Annotated in this window: 19 protein-coding genes and 1 pseudogene; 3 read left to right on the top strand and 17 right to left on the bottom strand. The window is 37.6% G+C overall.

Annotated features, from left to right (window positions below; translation table 11 throughout):
- Positions 1 to 94 precede the first annotated feature (94 nt).
- From IEV09_RS03820 to IEV09_RS03840, 5 genes are all read right to left on the bottom strand, one after another.
- The gene (locus IEV09_RS03820; RefSeq protein WP_188366953.1) at positions 95 to 499 is read right to left on the bottom strand and encodes a cytidine deaminase; all 405 of its coding nucleotides are present in this window, start codon (positions 497 to 499) and stop codon (positions 95 to 97) included.
- 15 nt (positions 500 to 514) lie between these two features.
- Positions 515 to 1177, bottom strand: a complete 663-nt coding sequence (gene deoC / locus IEV09_RS03825) for a deoxyribose-phosphate aldolase (protein WP_188366954.1) — start codon at positions 1175 to 1177, stop codon at positions 515 to 517.
- 13 nt (positions 1178 to 1190) lie between these two features.
- Positions 1191 to 2492 carry a pyrimidine-nucleoside phosphorylase gene (locus tag IEV09_RS03830; protein ID WP_188366955.1) on the bottom strand — a complete coding sequence of 434 codons (1302 nt, stop codon included), beginning with the start codon at positions 2490 to 2492 and terminating at the stop codon, positions 1191 to 1193.
- 173 nt (positions 2493 to 2665) lie between these two features.
- Positions 2666 to 3679, bottom strand: a complete 1014-nt coding sequence (locus tag IEV09_RS03835; protein ID WP_188366956.1) for a LacI family DNA-binding transcriptional regulator — start codon at positions 3677 to 3679, stop codon at positions 2666 to 2668.
- A gap of 16 nt (positions 3680 to 3695) precedes the next feature.
- A complete protein-coding gene (locus IEV09_RS03840; RefSeq protein ID WP_188366957.1) occupies positions 3696 to 4301 on the bottom strand; it encodes a class I SAM-dependent methyltransferase in 606 nt (201 codons plus the stop codon).
- Positions 4302 to 4459: 158 nt separating this feature from the next.
- Here IEV09_RS03840 and coaA point away from each other — a divergent pair, with 158 nt between their 5' ends.
- The 3 genes from coaA to IEV09_RS03855 all read left to right on the top strand — a co-directional run bounded on the left by coaA (position 4460) and on the right by IEV09_RS03855 (position 8765).
- On the top strand, positions 4460 to 5380 hold the full coding sequence (gene coaA, locus IEV09_RS03845; RefSeq protein ID WP_188366958.1) for a type I pantothenate kinase: 921 nt from the start codon (positions 4460 to 4462) through the stop codon (positions 5378 to 5380).
- Positions 5381 to 5494: 114 nt separating this feature from the next.
- Positions 5495 to 7060: a glutamine-hydrolyzing GMP synthase gene (gene guaA, locus IEV09_RS03850; RefSeq protein ID WP_188366959.1), complete on the top strand. Its 1566-nt coding sequence runs from the start codon at positions 5495 to 5497 to the stop codon at positions 7058 to 7060.
- Positions 7061 to 7532: 472 nt separating this feature from the next.
- Positions 7533 to 8765, top strand: coding sequence for a hypothetical protein (locus tag IEV09_RS03855; protein ID WP_188366960.1), 1233 nt, complete (start codon positions 7533 to 7535; stop codon positions 8763 to 8765).
- A 56-nt stretch (positions 8766 to 8821) separates the two neighbouring features.
- On the opposite strand, the pseudogene IEV09_RS03860 reads toward IEV09_RS03855, so the two are convergent.
- From IEV09_RS03860 to IEV09_RS03915, 12 genes and pseudogenes are all read right to left on the bottom strand, one after another.
- Positions 8822 to 9013: pseudogene (locus tag IEV09_RS03860) on the bottom strand (antirestriction protein ArdA); the annotation flags it as partial.
- A gap of 206 nt (positions 9014 to 9219) precedes the next feature.
- Positions 9220 to 9528 carry an HAD-IA family hydrolase gene (locus IEV09_RS12835; RefSeq protein ID WP_188366961.1) on the bottom strand — a complete coding sequence of 103 codons (309 nt, stop codon included), beginning with the start codon at positions 9526 to 9528 and terminating at the stop codon, positions 9220 to 9222.
- Between the two features lie 705 nt (positions 9529 to 10233).
- A complete protein-coding gene (locus tag IEV09_RS03870) occupies positions 10234 to 10998 on the bottom strand; it encodes a helix-turn-helix domain-containing protein (RefSeq protein WP_188366962.1) in 765 nt (254 codons plus the stop codon).
- A gap of 272 nt (positions 10999 to 11270) precedes the next feature.
- The gene (locus IEV09_RS03875; protein ID WP_188366963.1) at positions 11271 to 11735 is read right to left on the bottom strand and encodes a GNAT family N-acetyltransferase; all 465 of its coding nucleotides are present in this window, start codon (positions 11733 to 11735) and stop codon (positions 11271 to 11273) included.
- Between the two features lie 135 nt (positions 11736 to 11870).
- Entirely contained in the window at positions 11871 to 13244 is a 1374-nt protein-coding gene (locus IEV09_RS03880) for a bifunctional metallophosphatase/5'-nucleotidase (protein WP_188366964.1), read from the bottom strand.
- Between the two features lie 121 nt (positions 13245 to 13365).
- Positions 13366 to 13902 carry a ClbS/DfsB family four-helix bundle protein gene (locus tag IEV09_RS03885; RefSeq protein ID WP_188366965.1) on the bottom strand — a complete coding sequence of 179 codons (537 nt, stop codon included), beginning with the start codon at positions 13900 to 13902 and terminating at the stop codon, positions 13366 to 13368.
- A gap of 102 nt (positions 13903 to 14004) precedes the next feature.
- Positions 14005 to 14631 (bottom strand): DUF624 domain-containing protein, encoded by a 627-nt coding sequence (locus IEV09_RS03890; RefSeq protein ID WP_188366966.1) that lies wholly within the window; start codon positions 14629 to 14631, stop codon positions 14005 to 14007.
- Between the two features lie 83 nt (positions 14632 to 14714).
- On the bottom strand, positions 14715 to 16526 hold the full coding sequence (locus IEV09_RS03895; protein WP_188366967.1) for a beta-N-acetylhexosaminidase: 1812 nt from the start codon (positions 16524 to 16526) through the stop codon (positions 14715 to 14717).
- Positions 16527 to 16641: 115 nt separating this feature from the next.
- A complete protein-coding gene (locus IEV09_RS03900) occupies positions 16642 to 18126 on the bottom strand; it encodes an ABC transporter substrate-binding protein (RefSeq protein WP_188366968.1) in 1485 nt (494 codons plus the stop codon).
- A gap of 25 nt (positions 18127 to 18151) precedes the next feature.
- Positions 18152 to 19072 carry a carbohydrate ABC transporter permease gene (locus IEV09_RS03905; protein ID WP_188366969.1) on the bottom strand — a complete coding sequence of 307 codons (921 nt, stop codon included), beginning with the start codon at positions 19070 to 19072 and terminating at the stop codon, positions 18152 to 18154.
- A gap of 11 nt (positions 19073 to 19083) precedes the next feature.
- Positions 19084 to 19989, bottom strand: coding sequence for an ABC transporter permease (locus IEV09_RS03910; protein WP_188366970.1), 906 nt, complete (start codon positions 19987 to 19989; stop codon positions 19084 to 19086).
- A 64-nt stretch (positions 19990 to 20053) separates the two neighbouring features.
- Entirely contained in the window at positions 20054 to 23026 is a 2973-nt protein-coding gene (locus tag IEV09_RS03915; protein ID WP_188366971.1) for a glycoside hydrolase family 2 TIM barrel-domain containing protein, read from the bottom strand.
- Positions 23027 to 23072 lie beyond the last annotated feature (46 nt).

A 23072-nucleotide genomic window follows, 5' to 3' on the forward strand; every position in this document is an offset into this window, starting at 1 on the left:
TTACTCTTTCATTCAGTATAACGAATTTCCCCTTATTTGACGAATTAAAACCTGTCCACGATTGGAAAGTCGTCGCGTCGCTTACATTGTTGCATTAACCCGGTAAATCTTTACTACTAAATGAATATGGCAATAAGGACTCAATGGTTGTTTCTTTCATTACACCGTCATCACCAAGTAACGTTACTGGCATCGTTGGCTCACAAAATTCAACCATGACTTGACGACAAGCCCCACAAGGCGAAATCGGCTCTGGTGTGTGCCCAACCACGACTAAATGTTGAAATTCACGTTCACCTTCAGAAACAGCTTTAAAAAAAGCGGTGCGCTCTGCACAATTACTCAAGCCGAAAGAGGCATTTTCGATGTTTAATCCTTGATAGACTTTGCCTGATTTTGTCACCAAGCACGCCCCAACTGGAAAATGAGAATACGGAACGTACGCTTTATCCATCGCAGCGATTGCTACGTCTAACCATTCTTTTTTCGCTTTTCCCATGCGGAAATCGCCTCCTTAGTAACCGACACCTGTCGATCCTGAAATAATTGCCACACTTGCACTGGTCCCTAGACGGCTCGCTCCTGCTTCAATCATCGCGCGTGCTTGTGTTTCATTATGAATCCCACCGGAAGCTTTAACGCCCATTTCAGGTCCAACCGTCTCACGCATTAAACGAACGTCTTCTTCGGTTGCGCCTCCCGTTGAAAATCCAGTCGATGTTTTAACAAAGTCAGCACCTGCCGCTTTTGCTAATTCACATGCTCGAACGATTTCTTCTTTGGTTAATAAGGCTGTTTCTAAAATCACTTTGACTAACGCACGATCTTTCGCTGCTGCGACAACGGCTTCGATATCTTTTTGAACAAGCGTATCATCACCTGATTTTAATGCGCCGACGTTAATGACCATGTCGACTTCGTCTGCGCCATTTTGAATCGCATCCGTTGTTTCAAAAGCTTTAGTTGCTGACGTATTGGCTCCTAAAGGAAATCCAATTACCGTACAAACGGCTGTTGGCGAAGTTTTTAGTTCTGCTGCTGCAAGTGCGACCCAAGTTGGGTTGACACAAACAGAATAAAAATGATGCTCCTTCGCTTCATTAATAATCTTCATTACACCATCTTTGGTTGTTTCTGGTTTTAAAACTGTGTGGTCCATCATGCGGTTCAAATTCATTGTTTGCCACTTCCTATTCTGTAATCATTTCGTGGATTAACGGTGGTTCAACAACCGTTGCTCCGATTTCAATATTTTGTTCAATTAGTGCGGTCACTTCTGCGACATTCGACGTATTGCTATAAATCGTGACTAACGCTTCGCCAGCTTCAACGTGATCGCCAATTTTCTTATGCAGCTTCAAACCAACCGCATAGTCAATCGCATCATCTTTTGTTCTTCTACCAGCACCTAGCATCATCGCCGCAATCCCTAACTCATTGGCAACGAGTTTTGTGACGACGCCAGATTCTTTTGCTAAAACCGGAATTTCATATTGTGCCGTCAGTAATTTTTCTGGCGCTTCAATATAAGAAACATCGCCGCCTTGACTCGCAATCATTGTTTTGAATTTTTCAAACGCGCGACCAGACTGTAGCGCTTCTTCTAACAATTGACGCGCTTCTTCCAACGAGTCGGCTTTATTCGCTAAAACAACCATTTGACTGCCTAAAACGTAACACATTTCAATTAAATCTGCGGGCCCGTTTCCTTGTAAGGTTTCGATTGCTTCGACAACTTCTAAACTATTCCCAATCGCTTCGCCTAAAGGTTGCGACATATCTGAAATGACAGCCATTGTTTGGCGCTTGGCCAACTTACCAATCCGGACCATCGTCTTCGCTAAACGTCGTGCATCTTCCGGGTTCTTCATAAAGGCACCTTCACCAGTCGTTACATCTAAAACAATCGCATCCGCTCCAGCTGCGATTTTCTTACTCATAATAGAGCTCGCAATTAAAGGAATCGAACTAACGGTTGCCGTTACATCACGTAGTGCGTATAGTTTTTTATCAGCTGGTGCTAAGTTACCCGATTGTCCAATGACCGCCACTTGGTTTTCGTTAACGAGTCGAATGAACTCTGCTTCGGGTACTTCAATTTTAAAACCAGGAATTGCTTCCAGTTTATCTAGCGTGCCCCCGGTATACCCCAGACCACGGCCAGACATTTTCGCCACTGGCACACCCACACTTGCCACAAGTGGTGCTAAAATCAACGTTGTCGTATCACCGACACCACCGGTTGAGTGTTTATCGACTTTTATGCCATCAATTGAGGATAAATCAATCACCTCACCCGAATGCGCCATCGCTAACGTCATCGCGGTAATTTCTTCATCGGTCATGTCTTGAAAATAAACAGCCATCATAAAAGCGCTCATTTGATAATCAGGAATCTGATCATTCGTATACCCTTTGATCAGCCATTCAATTTCTTGTTGTGTTAATTGTCCACCATTGCGTTTTTTTTCGATTAAATCTACTGTGCGCATCGCTCGGACCTCACTTCCTCATCTCATTCATTATACAGAATTTCCAAAATAGGTAAACCACTTTAGTAAAACAGTTTACTTAATATACAAAACGATTGAAAACCCTTCCAAACAAAATATACATCGCCTGGATTCGATTGTCAACCGCTTTAGCACTATTTAAAAATTAAAAATTATTCTGTGTTCATTTTCACACTCTCACGGATTATTAATTTAGTTTCAAAAATTTTATTTGGAATCCGCCGTTCTGGGAATTCAATCGCATCGACAATAAACTTAGCTGCTGTAAAACCAATCTCAAAGACGGGTTGTGTAACCGTCGATAAAGAGGGTGTCAATGACGGCGTGAACGGCAAATCATCAAAACCAATGACTGAAATATCCTCTGGTACTTTTTTACCCGCTTCATACAGTGCCCGATAGCAACCAATCGCCACAGCATCATTACTACAAAAGATCGCCGTAATCTCAGGATGTGTCAAGACTTCTTTTGCCATCTGATAGCCACCCTCAATCGTTAAATCACCTGTTGCGACATATTGCTTCTTGTACGGAATCCCCGCATCCTTCAAAGCATGACGGTAAGCATTATATCGTTCTTGCAATTGATAATAGGTGCCATTTTCTTTGAGTAAGGCAATGTGCTTATGCCCTTGTTTCGTCAAATAATGAACGGCTTGATATGCCCCTTCGTATTCTTTGATAATTAGGCGACCAGTGTCTCGTTGATTAATCCCACGATCAATTAAAATCAACGGCATGCGACGATAAAAGTCACTGCCATAAGCGTACTCTTCAGGTAATAAATTCGGTGTCGCTAAAAGTACACCATCTACGGAACGATGATTCAAATCTTGTAACAGTTGAATTTCTTTTTCTAAACTTTGTTGGGAGTTACATAAAATCAACATGTAACCGAGTGGATTTAAATACTTCTCGACACCTTCAACCATTTTTGAGAAAAAGAAGTCGGTCACGTCCGGTACAATCATGCCAATCGTTTTTGAGTGGCGATTAATTAAATTCGATGCAAAATAATCTGGTCGATATTGGTGTTCATGGACAATATCTAAGACCCGTTTGCGCGTTTCCTCACTAAAACGACTGCCTTTATTATTTAAAATTTGTGAGACTGTCGTTACAGATACACCCGCCATTTCTGCAATTTGACGAATCGTTTTTTTCATTGGTGTCTCCTCGATTCTATGCTTCCTTCACGCTTTGGATAATATAATAACCGCGGTCTTTTAAAATAATTTCAGCGTTGCCAAACGTTTCAAGCATTTTCTTTTGGGCACTTGGCGCCCCTTGTTTCTTTTGAATCACAATCGTTAACGTGCCACCCGGTAACAACAAATCTGCCGCATTGACTAAAATTTCATGCACCACTTGTTTACCAGCACGAATCGGTGGGTTACTTAAAATCCCTGCATAAGCCGAATGATTCAAAGTTTCATAGATGTATGAAGCATGAATTTCAACATTTTCGATCTTGTTTTGTTTCGCATTCGTTTGCGCCAATTCAAGTGCACGCTCATTGACATCAACCATTTCGACAACACGCTTCGTATCATAAGCTAACGACAAACCAATTGGGCCATAGCCACAACCTAAATCCAGTAACGGTCCTTCCGGTAAATCGGTCGCATCAAAGGCGTCAATTAAGACACGCGAACCAAAATCAATCGTTCCTTTTGAAAAGACATTACTATCCGTTGTAAAATGAAACAGCTTTCCTTTTAATTCAAAATCCCAATGCGCGTATTCGTGCGCCGTATCTGGCGACTTACTATAATAATGATTTGTCATCTTTTTTCTTCCTTTAAATTAAATTGTTTCTTTAATCATAACGAATTTTGATTACTTGTAAACCATCTTTTTCAATTGCTTTTACTTTTCTATGATTTAATTTTTCTTTTTGTGATAAAATAATGCATAAAGTTACTTGAGGAGGTCCCCTAGAAAAAATGAAGGAAAGCATGAACTATTATGAAATTCCTCGGTCTGAATGGCAAAGCTTTTATACGAAAGAGCATATGCCCTTGACCCAGGACGAGCTCGATAGCATCAAAAGTCTGAATGACCAGATTTCAGTACAAGACGTTGAGGATGTTTACATTCCATTAACGCATTTAATCCATCTCTATATGAAAGAATTCGAATCTTTGACTTTAAGCAAAGGACTCTTTTTACACCGCTACGTCAAAGTTCCGCCATTCATTATTGGGATCGCCGGCAGTGTCGCCGTCGGAAAAAGTACGGTGGCCCGCTTACTACAAACCTTGCTTTCTCGTCTTTTTTCACGACGCAACGTTCAGTTAATTACGACCGATGGTTTTTTATACCCCAATGCGGTCTTAGAAGAACGAAACATCATGAATCGTAAAGGCTTTCCCGAAAGTTACGACATGCAACGACTGATTCAAACATTAAATGAAATCAAAACCGGCAAAGATGTCGAAATTCCGCTTTATTCCCATCAAATCTATGACATCGTTCCAAATCAATTTGAAACAATCGAACAACCGGATATTTTAATCGTTGAAGGCATTAATACGTTACAATTACCGGCAAATGAACAAATTTATGTCAGCGATTTCTTTGATTTCTCGATTTTTATTGATGCCGAACCGGATTTAATTGAGAAATGGTATTTGGAACGCTTCGAATCGCTCCTTGATACTGCCTTCTTAGATCCAAAAAATTACTACTATCAATATGCCATCGGTGATCGCCAAAAAGCGCTCGCGATGTCACGAACCGTTTGGAAAAATGTGAACTTAAAAAACTTAGAAGAATTCATCTTACCGACGCGTGGTCGAGCAGATGTCATCTTACACAAACAAGAAAATCACTTAGTTGACCAGATTTCTCTAAGAAAACACTAATTTAACGCGATTAATAATTGCCAAACGAAAATAATTTTATTATGATAAGATTGGAGATTCATTTTGAAAAAGTTCGCTTTTTCATCAAATTATATAGAATAGGGGTCATTCACCGTGACAAACATTGACATTATGCCGAACGTTGAAAAAATCATCGTTCTTGATTACGGCAGCCAGTATAACCAATTAATCACTCGTCGCATTCGTGAATTCGGTGTGTTTTCTGAATTATTAAGCCACCGCATCACAGCTGAAGAAGTTAAAGCAATCAATCCAAAAGGAATTATTCTTTCTGGTGGACCGAACAGTGTTTACGCGGACAATGCCTTCCGTATTGATCCAGAAATTTTAAATTTAGGGATTCCTGTTTTAGGAATTTGCTACGGTATGCAATTAATTACCGACGAACTTGGTGGAAAAGTTGAAGCTGCGGATAATAAAGAGTACGGTAAAGCCGAACTAAACATTACAAGCGACAAAGCGGATTTATTCCAAAACACACCAAAAGACCAAATCGTATGGATGAGCCATGGCGATTTAGTAACAGAAGTTCCAGCTGGATTTGATGTTGTTGGTACAAGTAAAGATTGTCCAATCGCTGCGATGCAAGACGCTAGTCGTCACATCTACGGCGTACAATTCCACCCAGAAGTTTTACATTCTGAATACGGAACAGACCTATTAAAAGCATTCACTTTTGATATTGCAGGTTGTGCAGGTGACTGGACAATGGGTAGCTTTATCGAAATCGAAATCGCTAAAATCCGCCAACAAGTTGGCGACAAACGCGTATTACTTGGCCTTTCAGGTGGCGTTGATTCAAGTGTCGTTGGTGTCCTTTTACAAAAAGCAATCGGCGATCAACTAACATGTATCTTTGTTGACCACGGCTTAATGCGTAAAAACGAAGGCGATGAAGTAATGGAAATGTTAGGCGGTAAATTCGGTCTAAACATCATCCGTGTTGACGCCAAAGAACGCTTCTTAAGCAAATTAGCTGGCGTAAGCGATCCAGAACAAAAACGTAAAATCATCGGTAACGAATTCGTTTACTTATTCGATGACGAAGCAGGCAAAATTGCCGGCGAACAAAAAGTTGAATTCTTAGCACAAGGTACGCTATACACTGACGTCATTGAGTCTGGTACAGAAACCGCTCAAACAATTAAGTCGCACCATAACGTCGGTGGCTTACCAGAAGACATGGAATTCCAATTAATCGAACCATTAAACACTTTATTCAAAGATGAAGTTCGTGCAGTTGGTACAGAACTTGGCATGCCTGACTCAATCGTTTGGCGCCAACCATTCCCAGGACCAGGCTTAGGCGTACGCGTACTTGGCGAAATCACAGAAGAGAAATTAGAAATCGTTCGCGAATCTGATGCCATCTTACGTGAAGAAATCAAGCTTGCTGGCTTAGACCGCGATATCTGGCAATACTTTACTGTCTTACCAGGTATCCGCAGTGTTGGTGTGATGGGCGATGGCCGTACGTATGACTATACAATCGGTATCCGCGCAATCACTTCAGTTGATGGCATGACCGCAGACTTCGCACGTATCCCGTGGGATGTATTGCAAAAGATCTCAGTGAGAATCGTAAATGAAGTCGCGCATGTGAATCGAATCGTTTATGATATTACGAGCAAACCACCGGCAACTGTTGAGTGGGAATAAAGAATTAATAGCTAGAAAGCCTTTAAAAAAGGCTTTTCTGGCTATTTTTCTTTTTATTGAACTTTTTATTTTCTCGTTTCGTATAAATGAAGTCGATTTTCATAGGTGCATAATTTCACTTGTGTTTTATACCAAGGATGATGGGTTCCTACCTTAATAGTAAGAGTCTTTTTTGTTTTATCAGCTTTTCTTTTCGTTCAATTTTGATTTTCATGAGTTCAAATTCTTTCTTATTTGTTAATAATACGTCCAGCTCCAATGAGGTGTGCTTTCCAATAGGAGTCCGTTAAATTGGCATCACTGACTTTTTTACTGACCAGATGCTCGTGTAACTTCTTATCTTTTTCATTTCATCACGTCATTCTTGAAATAGAAAAAGAGCAGTCCGTTTTTATCGGACTGCTCTTTAAAAATATTATATTTACTTTTAGTTATTTTTTATAGATAATGAAGCTAATAGGAGGGGATTTTTTTGCAAAAGAAACCTGATAAAAATAATTATTCTTTATTGAATTCAGCAGTGTTATTAGTACTTCTTTACATACCCGTAATATTATTATCAAAAAATCTATACAGCGTAGTTAGTATCTATGTCATTCTAATTAGCATATTCCTTATTCGGATAAATAGGAAAACTATTATCAAAAATATTAATACTTTTTTTATAGAACGAAAAAATATTAAAAATCTAGAATACTATCGAATTACAGATGACAATAAAGTTATTGACCTAGAAAAAAGAAAGCATACTTTTAGTCTTTTCAGTGATATGACGATGGGAACATTTCTAATTTTAGCAGTAAATCTTATGGCTATAGATAGTCTCATACAACATTTTCTAGGAGAATCTTCTGTTTTAAAATTAGTAACTGCAATCGTAATTAGTATTATAGTTCTTATCTGCTATGGAGGTATTATAGCTGGTATAGTTTATAAATATACAACAACTGTTTACGTTGCAATACCAATGATTAGCGCCATTGTTTACTTTTCATTTTTAGATCCCTTAGTTTCTTTTTTTCCTGATTTCGCTCGATTTGCTGGCTATTTATTAACTACAATCATATTATACTTCATATTGACTTATACATTTCCGGCTCATGTTTTAAGGAACTTAAATAGTAAAACAGTTTTGATTAGCTCATTTACCACAATTTTAACTGCATTTTTGAGTCAAATATTACAATTTTTTTTTGCTAGTTATGTTCAAAATAAACATTATTTATTGACACTCGATGCTGTAAGAAATACTACAAATGTATCCAATAGCCTGAAAAGCATTATTATAGATAATCCAGATTTAATAAATATTATCAATCATTTTTTACTAAAAGAGACATCCAGTTTATTAACATCAATGACAAGTTTGATCGTAACTGCTTTGACAATTTCTTATATTATAGGGGCATTAATAATCAATAGGAAAATACGAAAAAATAATCTGAAAGCCACATTTGTTTATCGGACACTAATCAGGAATGAACAGCCATCATACAGTGATTTAATTACATGCTCTTTTTATGGTGGTGAAGAATATGAGAATCTGCTTTTAAACAATGATGTAACCTTAAAAATAATTTTGGAAAATGAAGTAGATATTGAAATTCCAGATATTTCCAGAAAAACAAGACTTGTTGCATGGTGGAAAAGAAACTCAATAATTTATTCTACACTTCAAGATATCCGACAAATTTTTGAAAAATAATCTTTTAATACACCATGTGAAGTTGCAATATAGTTGCCTTCGATTTCCATATATCACCCTAAAGCTTGATAATCGATATAGTTCTGTAAGTTACTGGGTACTTCACCAAGTTGCCCCGTTTCTTCGACATAGTAACGGGTAACATCTTCCATAGAATCACAATCGCTGTAGCAAATAATATAATCTTTGTGCTCTAATAATTCTTCTAAGCTGTTAAACCACATACCTTGGATTTCACTTAGTTCATCATTCCTGAAAATGACAAATGAATAACACCTAAAAAATTACGTTTTTATTTAATCTACAGTTATGTTGAGTATGTTTTCTACCTTATTGTTAAATCCATTGTCGTCCTATAAACAATGGATTTCAGTTCGGAAGCATTGTTTTAAATTACGATAATAGCTAGAACAATTCTCTTATCTCCATTAGATTTGAAATACAACTATTATCATCATTCGTTTTTTTTCGATAAATTAATACTGTTTATATTCGCATAGATTGCTACTTCTATGTCTAGTAATCTATCCCCTATATAATATGTTTTTCGTTTGTCCAAGTTGTACTTTTCAATTAAATACTCAATCGCCTGAGGATCCGGTTTGCGTTTAAATTCATAACTACTGGTGACCACTTCAACAAAAAAAGACGCTATATTCAAATCCTTGAGTATTGTATTGGCTACATCACTCTTATGTGTGTAAATATAGTTCTGGACATTATTCTGTTTTGTCCACAATAAAATTTCTTTGGATCCGTCCATTAATTTTATATCATTCACCTTAGATTTATTTTTTCAGAGAAAAATCGTTTCATCTTATCATACGAAATATCATTTTCTAACAATTCTTCCTTCAATAAAGATACCACTGATTTACTCAAAATATGCTTTTTTACCGCTCCGTAATCAAAATAGATTTTAAAATATGAAAAAGTTTCTTCTAAAGATTTTAGAAGAACATTATACGAGTCTAATAGCGTTCCATCTAAATCCCAAATAAAATTATGCGTACTCTACATCTTTCCTCTGTAAGTTTATATGTTGCTTAAACTTTTGTCATGTCGTCTGAAAAAATTAGCTATTTCCATTGACGGCGACTATATAATCCTCTCAGTTAGACCAGGCTCCATTTTTATACCATCTTCTCTATTACAAAAAATTATATCATTCGACATTTTTTGTCTACTATTAATTGATTTTAACGTTTTTCTCATATATTAAATACCTATCATTTTATTAGCTTCTACTACTCATATATGAGTAGTAGAGTGCATCTGTCTTGTTTGGTTTTCAGTGTTAGTTCAATCTGATTAAAACAACTGAATTTAATTATTATAATTTAATAAAAAACTGTTTAAAATTAACTACTTAATTATGAATAACTTACTAGTCTCCGAAATTTAGATTCAAGAATCTAAATTTCGAGGAGAAATATCATGATAAAAGTACTTCTCCACTATCCTTTTATTATTTTATATCCACATGGTCTATCAGTAACCAACTATTTAAATCTGCTAAGTTATTATTTACTTGATTAACGGAGTCTGAAAGATCAATAATTTTAACTTTTTTATTTTTAACTAAGGTTTTACGATAGTTTTCATCTACTACAATGTTACTATTCTCACTAATTTTTTTTGTATCTGAAAGTATTTGAAAAGTGAACTCCTTCTCCTTAGTTGTAAAAGAGAGTTTATTCTGTCCTCTCAAATCAACGTATAAATTATTTTCATCACTATCAAAATAATATCCAGTTGCTAAATCGATGAAAGGTTTTTTTATTTTAAAACTGATACTATACGAAATGTCATCTGGAAATAAGATATTTTCCCCTGTATTTACATCAAGGTGTTTTGAGCCTTCATCCTCGGATACCGTAACAGATATAATCTCAATATCAGTAGGTTTTAATTGGACTACCTTGTTTTCCCAATAAAAATAACTAACAAAAATAGCAATCACCACGACTGTAATTATGGAAATGATATATACATTTTTACTTTTTATATTGAAGCTTAACTTGTTCACCATCTTTTTATCTCCTCTCATTAGTTCATCTAGAGATAAACCAAAATAATCACTTAATTGTATCAATTGGTTTAAATCTGGATAGCTTTTACCTGTTTCCCATTTAGAAATTAGCTGTCTGCTAACAAAGAAAACATTCCCTAATTCTTCTTGAGTCAAGTTGTGTAAAAGTCTATTCTCTTTAATGATTTTTCCGATTTCCAATTTTGACGCCTCCTTTAGTTGTATAATACGGCTATTGCTGACAAATTCGCTAGCAATAGATTAAAACATCCAGAAAAACACATGCTCTGAATCGTAACATCGTATGTTACTTCATTATTTATTAAATCGACACACTAAAAGCCTAAATATTATTATTCAACGTTTAGGCTTTCGATATCGTTTCAACTTGGTTACCCATCGGGTTGAAACGATCCTCAATAAAAAATAAATCGATTATTTGTAAGATATGAAACAATTATTCAGTGATTCCTCTAGACTTTAAATGAAAATCTCATTTCGTTTTCAGCGAATCCAAGATAAATAAATTCTAGTTTTCTTAGTAATTCAATAGAAGCCACGTTATCACTAGCCACTCCAGCTTTGACAGTCTTAATTCCTCGTTTTTTCAAATGATTGATAACAGCTGTGACTGCTTCATAAGCATAGCCTTTTCGCGCTTCTGATCGACAAATTGAATAACCTATCCAACAATTCTCTTCCTCTTGCTTAAGATAAACATCACCTATTAACCAGCTATTTTTTGTGTCCACGAGGGCAAGTTGCATGCCGCTATTTAAATCATTTCCACCTAAAAGCACCTCTGCATACTCTTCTTTCGTCAACCCTTTAAATCCTTGGTACTGCATCCAATCCATGTCATTTCTATAATCCATAAAACGATTAATATCACTTTCGTTAAATGGGCGTATGATACACCGTTTTGTCTGAATTTCCATATGAACCTCTTTTCATTTATTATAGAGAGCTATTTATTAAAACGAAATCGATCCGTATCAAAGTCTTATGAAGATGTCGACGACAAGCCTTCACAAATTCTTTCATTATGACATCCGCATTCTTTTGATTCCCTTTTAAACACTTTCTTCAAATATTCTCTGCACTTTCGAACTCACAAAGACTTCCTCGTCCATCAAATATTTTTCAACCAAATCTCGAATAAAGCCTGGTTCAAATGCCGCTTCACTATCCTCTACTCTCAGACTTGGATAGCCGCTTCCTCTTTGGAGATAGTCGTCTGTCATGATTGAGTAGATTTTATCATCTTCCAATGGGTGGCCGTCAATTGTGATTCGATCGGTGTTTTTCACTACTTTCACATTCTGGCTGAATCCCAGCGATCCTAAAACACTGCCTCTAAATCCAGGTCCTTTACCACTGTTCCTGATATGCCCCTCATCAAAGGATAGAAGAATCGCTTCACGAATGGCTTTTCCTGAAATCTGATAGTGTGTCGGATTCAGTTTTGAAGGGAAGTTTTCAATCAGGCTCTTTCTTGAGACTGGATTTGTAAGTGCCCGTTCGGCAATGCCGGTGTGCATGATGGCTAAATCAGACGGTTTTTCTTTCATCAAAGCATCGCAAATAAAATTAATTAACTCGGATTCATTAAAAGCATCGAATGCTAACGCTCGAATATGTGGGAGCGGCTGGGATAATATTTGATCGGTCGTTGTTTCAATTTCTTTGTATAAGGTATCGAATCGTGCATTTTGTTGTTCCACTAAATCGAGTTGGATATTCTCAATTTCTACAATGCCTGTCTCTGTAATTTCTAACGTGATCTTTCCTAATTTTTCGCCTTGTCCGGATTGTGAGTAGCCTTTAAAAGTCGCGATGTCATGCGTATGTCCGCCTAAGCATAAATCAATTTCTGGCAATTGTTCCAGCATGACTTTATCGACGAATAGTCCACTGTGAGAAAGCAAAATCGCATAATCATATTGTCCTTTTTGTTTCTCAAGTTCTTGTTTTACTAACGTAATGGGTTCTTTTGTCGTCACGCCTCCCATCATAAAAAAGGTATCGTATGAGGCATGTTCAAAATCTTTACTGTAATAAGGCGATAACCCGACAACCAAAAAACGTTTATCGGCTTTTGTCAAAAAGATCGACGAATAAATACCGTCGATCTTTTTGTGATCCAGATCTCGAATGTTTGCCGATAAAAATGGCACGCCGCTTTTCGCCAATTCAACAATTGCCTCTTTGCCTAAATCAATTTCATTGTTGCCTAAACTCATCGCATCGATCTGGCTATCAATCATTAGTTTCATCGCTGATTTCCCACCATCTGCTTGAACAACAATACTCGATAAATCGGTGTAATCGCCACTATCCAGATACAAATCGTGTTCTGTTTTATTTGCTCTGATATAGGCGTGAACTTGCTTGAGGTTATTAAAATTACTGTGAAAATCATTTGTATGGTAAATCACTACATTCATATGTGTCCTCCGATTGGTATTGTATAATAACAACATAAACGAGATTGAATACTCTCTCTTTAGAAAGCGATCCTCTTTAATTGAATCGTTTCCCACACGTCTTATCTGCTTGTTATTCATCTCAGTTATTCATCGATTTCTGATGCTGCTTCAATTTTTTTATCGCCCAAGTATAATGGCTTGGGGTATTAGAGACAAAGTAACTGCCTAGTGTGCTGCCTCCGACCCACTCAAAAATCCCTTTCGTAAACAACTCTTCATCTGAAAAGGTTTCCATTAATGCCATGGTTTGTGCATGGCTTTCTTTTAATGCGTGGAGTGAATCGGTATAAGGCGTCGTTTGGTGTCTCTCCCAGAATTTAACATTCATCGCCCCATATGTTCGCCAATTGTAGCCTTCTTCTAGAAAGGGTTTTGGGATACCTTTTTGATTGCTCTCTACCCAGTTGAGTAGCAAATGTTGCCACTCGACTAAATGAATCAGAACATCTCTCGTGTTTTTATCTCTCTTCCAATGGGCTTCCTTTTTATTCTCGATGTTAAAATCAAATGTGCTTTCTAGTTGCTGTTGCGACATTGATTCCAGTAAAGTCATTAATTCTTGATAGTTCTCATTAGCTGCTTGGCGTAATGCTTGTTTCGTTGTGGGTCTAGCCATGCCTATTCCCTCCTCGTATTTTTGTTTTAATGATACCATATAATAAGTACAACAAAACCGTCCGCCACATTTTTACTTGTGGGGACGGTTTTCTCTTTATTTTTAGGCTTCTGTTTTTTCTATCGCTGTTGCGAAAACACTTTTTAGTAGTAAGACAACGAGTAGGCTTGGTAAGACTAGTCCGAGTAAAAAGACGATTGGGGCAAAAATCGCTAGGAAACGGAAGAAGAATAAACTAAATCCGATATAAATGGCGCCAATTAAAATCGTCCGTGGAATGTAGGCAATCATTAAGAAAAAGCTGTTTTTGATTGTCACGAATACGTGATTATTAAAAGAAGCGAATAAACCGTACGCATATATGACTAGGAGTGTCGAGCAAGTCATTAAGACGTAGATGATAATTTTCAAGACGATAGCGCTACTGGCCGTGCTCTCACCCAAAATAGTTAGGTAGGCAAACAGTCCTAGTACGAATGAGAAATGCAGTAACGAGACAATCATCGGTCCTTTGATGTTCTTTTTAAAAAAGGCGAGGTGTTCTGACAACAAATTCGTGTCTTGCCCTGTGATGATGCGATTGAGTGAGTAGAACATCGCGGTAATCGCGGGTCCGATTGTAACAATTGGAATCATTAATAGTAACGTGATTAAATTAATCAGCATCAAATCAAAGACTTTTCCTAAAAATTTCATCCATGGATTTTCTAGATTAAATACTTTACTCATAATAATTCCTCCATTATTCGCACTTCTTCCTACTTTTATTACTCAGACTATTATCGACTACTTCTCACACTTTCGCAATGGGTCTATTTTTCCTTGATTTTATCGGATGCCCAGAAGAATACTTCTTGGATGCGATAAAGTTCGGATTCTTGGCTGACTTCGCGCCAGCTATTCTTGTATGCCATGAACCATTCTTCGATTCTTTCAGATAATCCTTGGTTTGAAAACTGACTTTCTTTTTGTTGTAAAATCAACGTAATGCCTAGTTCTTGTAATAATTTCATGCCATCGATAGCGATTAAATAAGGCAGTAGGCGATGTCTTTGGGTACTATCTAATTTCGGTGTCACTTGGATGATTTTTTTACTTAAATCGGTTAGCGCTACAATTGCTGCTTGAATGGCATCGATTTGATTTTCATCAACGGCTTCTAAACGATCTTCTTTTAAGTTGACTAAATCACGCCATTTGAAGACCCATTTAGTTGGGATTTCAGCTAAGATGGCTACGACTTCGCCAGACACGTTTTCAAATTCTAGTTGCGAAATTTTTTCGTTCATTTCTGCAAATGAAGTCGTTGCTTGATTCCAAGACAAGGCCGCCCCATAAATCATGCCAGGAATACTCATATCGGGGTGGTTTAAATGACCGCAGTCACCCCAGTCGGTATTTAATAGTCCTTGTGCTTGATAAGTCTTCGCGTATTGACACATTCTTTGAATATTCTCAAAGGATACTTCGAATTGATTCACAAGTTGATCCCAACCGGAAACACCTGGGCAACAGTATTGTTTGGCTCCAGCATTGGCAACGGTCTTAACAGAATGGTCGTCTTGGTCGGCTGCATATCCCCAACTTAAGCAAATCGCTTCTTGCGGTAAGCGTCCTAAATTTTCTGGCGCGTTGACAATGATATCGCCCCAGAATAATGGGGTGATTTGTTGTTCAACTAAATACGTACAAATTTTAGCTAAGAATTGTACGTAAAGTTCTTGTTCCCCAATTTCATCTGCGACGGATTTACTGCGACCTTTTCCAAGATCAAACGTTTCATCGCCACAAATATTGAATTTTTTTGAGCGGAACAATGGGATAAATTGCGCCATTAGGGATGTTACGAATTCAAAGCTTGCTTCGTTTGTAATATCTAGGGTATGGTGTTCCATCCGATCAACAAAACCAAACGCATCATCGACTAGATCTGGCATTTCGCACAAGTGACGGAATTTTTGTGTGCGTAAGACTTTATATAAATGACCAAACGTTGCGATACTTGGTACCAGTTCGATATTGCGCGCCGCACAGTAGTCGTCAATTTCTAAGATATCATTGGCTGTTAATGGGGTGTCGTCACGCCAGACCTCACTCAGTCCTTCAAATAAGAAACTATGTTCCATGTATAGATGCAATTGATTGATTTTATACATGGCTAATTTATCAATGTACTGTTTTAAGTAACTCAATTGCGGGATTCTGCCACGAGTCACATCTAAATAATACCCACGAACATCGATTTCTGGCCAGTCATCGATGGCAACAAACGGTAATGCTGCACCGTATTCTTTGATTAATTGACGCAATGTTTGAATAGCATACAGTATGCCTTCATTCGTACTTGCTTGTAAAAGAACACCCTTTTCATCAATCGTCAGTGTATATTGTTGTGCTTTTAGTTCTGCGTTCATTTGTAATGTCACCGCTGTAAATTTACTGCTCCCACGTGTAATTGCTAGCGTATAACCGAGTGTTTCTTTCATGCTCGCTTGTAGCATTTGGACATAAGGATAGACGGCGCGATCACATGTTTGATCAATGACAATTTGACTGTCGTAAGATAATACATATTGTTTCGTATCATTAACCTGTACTTTTTGTGGTTTTGGAAGGATATTCATTTTGGACACCTCTTAAATTTTTGATATTTTTTGACACTGAAACAACCGCTCTTCCAATCAATTGGGAAAGAAGCGGCTGTTTCCTCGACTTTATTTTTTAAAGATCAGTTGCGATTTATTGCTTGGTTTTCCAAGCATTGTATTGATCGGTAACATCTTTCACTAACTCTTGATAACCGGCTTCATCTAAAGCGCTATAGTATTCCTCTAAAACTTTATCCACATCTGCCTGTGGATAACCGCCACTTTGTAAAACGAAACCATATTTTGCAACAACGTTATTCACAGCACTAATCACAGCTGAACTATTTGATGCGTCAAAACGGAATCCAGCGGTAATTGATTTCTCCGCATTTTTGTTAAACTCTTGATACAATTCAACTTTATTAGCAGGTTCGCCTTCTTCTAAAGCCACGAATTCTACGTTCGTTGATTCCCAAGCACTATGGTCGTATTTTTCGCCTTTTTTAACAATAAATCCATCAACCATATCGTAGTCTTCGCCTTCAATTCCATAAGTAAATAAATTGGCTAACGTTTCATCCGAGTATAATAAACCTAAGAAATCGACCGATGCTTTCGCTGCTTCTTCCGTTGTGTTCGAAGCGATGGCATACGTTGAACCTAATGTTGTATTCGAATCGACATAGTTTTTAGTCATATGAACCATTTCAACTTCTTGTTGGTAACGTGAACTAGCAGAAGCGTTATTCGGTACATCTGTCCACCAGCTAATTCCCCAGAAATCGGTATTTAAACTATCAGTTGGATTGGTATTCGTAATATCCCCTTCTTGAATATAGCCTTTTTCGCCCCAGTCGCTCATCATCTTGATGTATTCAACGTATTCATCGGTTTTAATTACTTCAACGACTTCATTTTTTTCGCGATCGACACCGATATAGTCATTACCAGTAATCCAAGCATAATCATCTAAGAAAAACTTGTACGCAAATGGTGTTGCTTGTGTTAAGAGCGGTGCTTTGATGCCTGCTGCTTTACTGTCAGCTAGCATTGGTTCGATGTCTTTTAATTCTTTAACAGTTGAAAGGTCCCAACCGAATTGATCCACTAACTCTTTTCTAAACATTAAGCTATAGCCTTCTGCAATTTCTTTATAAACGGGTACAAAGTAATTTTTACCATTGTATGACGAAGCTTCCCATACATCGGCTGGGAGTCTTTCTTCTAATTGGCTCCCCTTTAAAATTTCTGTAATATCATAGGCGCCATTATTTTGAACTAAATCATCGGTTGAAATCGCGCCCATCCAGTTCGCTGTCCAGAATAAATCAATTTCGCCATTGGCTAAAGATAAATTGACTTTATTACTGTATTCGCCGGCTGGCATTTCTTCATAATCAAGTTGTACATCAATTTTATCTTTAATATAGTCATTGATTGCATCTTGAACCGCTTTGACTTGTTTCGAATCGGCTGAAGCCATATTTTGTGTCGGGCGTACGACTTTAATAATTGTCTTTCCGTCTTCTGTCGTCTTCGCTCCTGCCTTCGAACCTCCGCCGCCACATGCCCCTAATACAAGGGATAACGCGCCGATCATTGATAACAGACCGATCATTTGATTGTTTTTTTTCATCGTTATTTCTCTCCTTTTTATCTGACTAACCTTTAACAGAACCTAAAGTTAAGCCTTTAACAAAATATTTTTGGAAGAATGGATATAAAATAATAATTGGACCAATCACGATTAAAACTGTCGCCATTGTGGCTGAGTTTGATGGAATCGTTCCACTCATCGCTGCAATTGCTTCAGATGGGACATTATGCGAATTCAGTAGCATATCGATATTTTTTGAAATATTCATTAATAATAATTGTAGTGGCTTTTTGGTATCGCTTTGAATGTAGAGCAATGCGCCTTGCCACTCGTTCCAGTAGCCCGTCGCCATCATAAAGCCAATAGCTGCTAATACTGGCTTCATCAATGGTAAAACGATTTGGAAGAAAATCCGATACTCCCCTGCACCATCAATCGAAGCCGAGTCAACCAACTCTCCTGGGATACTCGTTTGAATAAATGTTCGCATAATAATAATGTTCATCGTCCCAATTGTTGCCGGAACAATTAGGATGAATAACGTGTCCTTTAAATGATAGACATTCGTATTCACAATATATGAAGCCAATTGTCCACCACTAAATAACATCGGAATCGTAATCATCACAATTAAAAATGTCCGCAATTTAAATTCTCGCTTGGTCAACACATAGGCGTACATACTCATAAAGAATAGACCTAAAAAAGTTCCAACGACGGTAATGAAGATTGTCACACCATAAGAAACCGCTAATTGTTGCCCATAGCGTAAGACGACCATGAACCCTTCCGTCGAAAGCTTTGATGGAAAGTAGGTAAAACCTGATTCGGCAATCACCGCTTCATCGGTAAATGCCGAAATAATAATTAGTAAAACAGGTAAGACACAAAATACCGCGTAAAGTAGTAGGGTAAAAGCTAATAGAAATTGCCCCGGTGTTTTACGGTCTTTCAGGCTCACTATTTTTGTTTCCTTGATACTCATCTTTTCGCCTCCTAGAATAATGCGTTGTCTGGTTCGAGTTTACGGACGATCATATTTGAAATTAAAATTAAAATCATTCCGACTATGGATTGAAATAACGTCGTTGCTGCCGTAAAACCAAAGTTTGAACTTGTAAAAATCGAATCCAAGACGTAGGAATCAATTACTTGCGTTGTATCATATAACATACTTGAGTTACGTGTGACTTGGTAAAATAACCCTGTGTCCGAACGCATTACGCCACCGACACTTAATAACAATTGAATCGTAATCATGGGTACAAGGGACGGTAAGGTAATGTGCAAAATTTGTTTCCATTTATTTGCCCCGTCAATTTCAGCAGACTCGTAAAGGCTACTATCAATTCCAGCGAGAACCGACATGTATAAAATCGAACCATAACCGACACCGTTCCAAATCTTGACTAACGTTAGAATAAAAGGCCAAGCATTTGGCTCCATATACCATCTAGTTGTCAGATTAAACACTTCATTAATCATGCCGTTGTTTGAGTTTAAGTACGCATAAACCACAAACTGTACGGCTGCGTAAGAAATAAATGTTGGGATAATCATAATCGTTTGTAACGATTTGGAGAATCTTTTAAATACCAGTTGATCGAGTGCAATGGCTAAGGCAATACTCAGTACCATTCCAACAACCGTAAAGACAACATAATAGAATAAGGTGTTTTTCAACATATTCGTAAATAAAGCTTTGGATGAGATAAGAAACTTGAAGTTTTCTAATCCGACCCACGGGCTATTCCACATCCCAAGAGTGTAATCATACTTTTTAAAAGCTAGAATCACTCCTGCCATCGGAACATAACTAAAGAAAAACAAAATTAATACGGCTGGAAGAGCCATCAGTAAATACGGACGATTCTTCCATAGATTTGCGAATGTTTTAGACATTTTTTAACCTCTCCTTTGTTTCTTTGTTCAACGCTCGATTGTCTGTTTTCGACTTTTTCAAAGATTAACTAAAGTAAAAATCCCATTCAAAGGTCATTTGTGTGTCATTTAATCGATAGTTTTCATCTAATTTCGGACCGCAAGAAGCACTTCCTACACCACTTTGTGCAAAGTCTAAATGCAAGTAATATTGGTCGTTTTCAGGTAATTCATCCCAGTGTTTCGTGTGGGTTAAATCTGCCAACGAATAGCGTAGCAACGAAAAGGCAAAATCTTGTTCGCTCGTTATTTCAATTTTTTGTTGCTTGTTTGAAGTGATTGAAACTTGGCGGATTCCTAAGCGATTGCCATATTCTTGTGGTTTTAAATAAATCGTTTCAAGTTCATCGATCGATTGATTGTGCCGTCCAAAATAGCTCAAGGACTGCATATCGATATACGATTCATGTGGCCCTTTTCCAAGGTATTCGACTTGGTTGTAAGCTTTGTCTAATGGTACGTACAGACCAAAGCGTGGCAAGTATGGCATTTCGTCATTTTTAATGGCATCAACATGGAATGTCACCTTACCAAAGCGATCGATTTCCCAATAAAATGCGACTTTTAAAATCCATTGACGTCCGACACTTAACACCTTTCCTTTAAAGGCAATGCGGATTTTGTCAGTGGTTTGAATTTCATAGTCGGTGACTTTCATCGAAGCTTTGTCGTAGTTCGCCCAATCCCATTCGTCGATAATCAATTTATCGTTATCGATTGGCGCACGCCAGATACACCACTGTGCGTCCGCTTGATTTAGCACCTTTTTTTTATCAATAATGGCGCTTGTTAGCAATCCACTTGTCTTACTGACGTCATATTGTTTGGTTCCCAGCTTGATGTGAATCGACGCTTGGGTTTCTTCTACACTAGACGCTTCTGCCATTTCTAAATAACTAGGACGTTTGACTTCAAAAGGTTTTAATTGAATTTGATCAAAACCAATTTCACCAAATCCTTGTTTGCTAATGTATTTGATCAGTAAGCCATACACCTTTTTATCCACTTGAACAAAAATATGATTATTATCTGATAATAATTCCGAATCGTTATGTGGTAACTCTTTACCAAATTGATCAAAATAGATAATTTTGAAATAAATATTTTCTTGTAATGAGGTAAATTGGTAGTCACTGCTAAATTCAATCTCGACTTGTTGCGTGTCTTGATTCCATTCATAATGACTCATTCGAACCGGTCGAAAGACTTGTCGATGCTCCAACGCTCCTGGGTGAAAGGCACGATTTGGTAAAAGTAAGCCATCCATACAAAATGAATTGGAATGTGGGAAATCACCAAAATCGCCACCGTAACGATACTTCGGTGCTTCTTTTGTTCCGATATTAATCGTATGATCCGCCCATTCCCAGACAAACAACCCAATGAACTCATCGTGTTTTTCAAAAAGTGCGTGGTAATCTTCGAGTCCGCCAGGTCCGTTCCCCATCGCGTGGGCGTACTCGCACAGCATAACCGGTTTTGTGAGTTGCTCTTTATCGTCAAAGTATTCCGTATTGAGTTCTTCAATCGATAAATACATGCGACTATGAACATCAATCCACTCATCCGAATAGGCAATACTGCGGTCACGATAATGGTACCCTTCGTAATGCAGCATCCGATAAGGATCAACTTCACGCGCGTATTTCAACATTTCTTCTAACACAATGCCATAGCCCGATTCATTACCCGCAGACCACATGATGATTGAGCCAAAGTTACGATTGGGTAATAGATGCGCTTTCATTCTTTCAATTCCAGCAGAGAGATAGGCCGGGTCTTTGGCAATCATATTGTAGTTGTCATTCCAACCTAACCCCGGTAAAGCTACGACGCCATGGCATTCAAAATCACTTTCACTAATCACATACAAACCAAGCTCATCGCACAGTTCATAGAAATCACCTGTTTTTGGATAATGCGCCGTACGAACGGCATTAAAGTTTAATTTTTTCATTAAAATCAAATCTTTTTTATAGGATTCTTGATTGGCAACGGGTCCGTTTTCTAACGTCGAATCATGATGATTGACGCCAACTAATTTCTTTTGTTTGCCATTGATATAAAGCACATTGTTTTTCAACTGAATCGAACGTAAAGCTAACTTTTGTCGAATGACTTCACCCGCTGTAATCAATAAGAGCGTGTACAATTCTGGTCGTTCATCTGACCATAAACGAGGCTCGGCAAGAACAATGCTCGTTGGTTCATTTGTTTTGATTTTTTGGTACATCACTTCATGGCCATCTGGTCCAATAATTTGCAAGGAAACTTCGGCTAAGGTCGCCGACTCAATCGAGAGATTCAAACAGGCTTCATCTTTTGTCACTTCTCTTTGTTCAATAGAGAAATCATCGATCCGCTTGACTGCACGTTTTAGTAAGTAAACATCCCCGATAATTCCAGAAAAACGAAACTTGTCTTGGTCTTCTAGATAGGTTCCGTCCGACCATTTTAAAACGATGACTTCAATCTGATTCTTGCCTTCAATTAAAAAGGGTTGAATATCAAAAATCGAATAACTACGAGAAATCTGACTATAACCAACAAATTGTTGATTTACTTTTACATAAAACGCTGAGTCAACGCCTTCGAAAACGATTTCATGCTCATTTTTTAATTCCTCTTTTGTGATTGAAACGTCTCTTGTATAGTAGGCTCCTGGGAGTTCATTCGGAACATACGGTGGGTCAAAGGGAATAACGTACTCATAGTTTGAATAATGTGGTTGGTCGTAACCATGCATTTGCCAAGCAGCAGGCACGGGTATTTTTTTTGTTGGTTGTGGAAATGCTAATTGTTCATCGATATACGGGCGGATATTTTCAAAATATTGAAAGTCCCATTCCCCATTTAAGTTAACGAGTAATTTGGAATCCAATTTACTATGAGATTCCTTTGCTTCAAAGACTTCACTAAACGGAATATAGTAACTGCGATGTGGCAGCGTTCCGACACGATTGATTTCTAAGTCTTCAAAAAATGTTTTCAATTTCAATAATTTACCCCTCCAATTAAATAAAGCGTTTTCGGCCTGTTTCTAA

Origin of the sequence: Enterococcus alcedinis (genome assembly GCF_014635985.1) — a bacterium.
GTDB lineage: Bacteria > Bacillota > Bacilli > Lactobacillales > Enterococcaceae > Enterococcus_I > Enterococcus_I alcedinis.

Bases quoted from the DNA above. Each gene is read 5' to 3' on its own strand.
- IEV09_RS03820 (WP_188366953.1), bottom strand. From the start codon at position 499: ATGGGAAAAGCGAAAAAAGAATGGTTAGACGTAGCAATCGCTGCGATG.
- deoC (WP_188366954.1), bottom strand. From the start codon at position 1,177: ATGAATTTGAACCGCATGATGGACCACACAGTTTTAAAACCAGAAACA.
- IEV09_RS03890 (WP_188366966.1), bottom strand. From the start codon at position 14,631: ATGAGTAAAGTATTTAATCTAGAAAATCCATGGATGAAATTTTTAGGA.
- IEV09_RS03895 (WP_188366967.1), bottom strand. From the start codon at position 16,526: ATGAATATCCTTCCAAAACCACAAAAAGTACAGGTTAATGATACGAAA.
- IEV09_RS03885 (WP_188366965.1), bottom strand. From the start codon at position 13,902: ATGGCTAGACCCACAACGAAACAAGCATTACGCCAAGCAGCTAATGAG.
- IEV09_RS03830 (WP_188366955.1), bottom strand. From the start codon at position 2,492: ATGCGCACAGTAGATTTAATCGAAAAAAAACGCAATGGTGGACAATTA.
- IEV09_RS03910 (WP_188366970.1), bottom strand. From the start codon at position 19,989: ATGTCTAAAACATTCGCAAATCTATGGAAGAATCGTCCGTATTTACTG.
- IEV09_RS03835 (WP_188366956.1), bottom strand. From the start codon at position 3,679: ATGAAAAAAACGATTCGTCAAATTGCAGAAATGGCGGGTGTATCTGTA.
- IEV09_RS03900 (WP_188366968.1), bottom strand. From the start codon at position 18,126: ATGAAAAAAAACAATCAAATGATCGGTCTGTTATCAATGATCGGCGCG.
- IEV09_RS03875 (WP_188366963.1), bottom strand. From the start codon at position 11,735: ATGGAAATTCAGACAAAACGGTGTATCATACGCCCATTTAACGAAAGT.
- IEV09_RS03905 (WP_188366969.1), bottom strand. From the start codon at position 19,072: ATGAGTATCAAGGAAACAAAAATAGTGAGCCTGAAAGACCGTAAAACA.
- IEV09_RS12835 (WP_188366961.1), bottom strand. From the start codon at position 9,528: ATGGACGGATCCAAAGAAATTTTATTGTGGACAAAACAGAATAATGTC.
- coaA (WP_188366958.1), top strand. From the start codon at position 4,460: ATGAAGGAAAGCATGAACTATTATGAAATTCCTCGGTCTGAATGGCAA.
- IEV09_RS03880 (WP_188366964.1), bottom strand. From the start codon at position 13,244: ATGAATGTAGTGATTTACCATACAAATGATTTTCACAGTAATTTTAAT.
- IEV09_RS03840 (WP_188366957.1), bottom strand. From the start codon at position 4,301: ATGACAAATCATTATTATAGTAAGTCGCCAGATACGGCGCACGAATAC.